The sequence below is a fragment of the Micromonospora aridisoli genome (assembly GCF_056150025.1).
Window position 1 is genome coordinate 1 of the sequence record NZ_JAXCFK010000104.1, and the last position, 585, is coordinate 585.

Genomic DNA, 585 nt, shown 5'->3' on the forward strand with positions numbered 1-585 from the left:
GAGTTTTTTAGAGATTTTGTGATCATTTGATGTGGCTTTGGGGGAGTTGTTTTTTGAAGTGTCGAGTTGTAGTGCCAGTAGCTCAAGTACTTTTGATTCTAAAAATAAGCGTTTTAGTAAACCCTCATGCGTATCAGACAAGAGTTCTGTAAGTAGTTGCTGTGTTTTGGAGCATAGTGGTTGGAAACAATACTCTGAGGAAGATACTTGTGTATCGTTCTTATTCATTTCATAGGTTTCTAGTAGTCGATATTTTTTTATAAAGTCTTGATTCATAGATATTTTTATCTCTTTGAATCGTTTGTTTTTGTGAAAAGAAACAGTTCCTGTTGTTTTGTTGATATAGGTAAGGTAGCATTCTGGACTTTCGTAGATGAGTTTTTTTTTATGATTGTGTAAATGGATAATCTGTTCTCCTTCTATCAAAAAAGAGAGTTCTAAAACCTCTTTTTTTCGAACACCATGAAGTTGTAGATCTTTTGCAAAAGTGATATCTATCACACCAATATGCAAACCATCAAAAAAATAGGAGACGATGGCACCAGTACCATAAGTTTCTATAATTTCAAATTTTTTGGTTGTAAG

General features: G+C 33.0%; 1 protein-coding gene. It reads right to left on the reverse strand.

Features of this window, described 5'->3' with window-relative positions; genetic code table 11:
• A partial coding sequence (locus SM447_RS29580) for a hypothetical protein (protein ID WP_474576151.1) occupies positions 1-585 on the reverse strand: 585 nt, incomplete at both ends.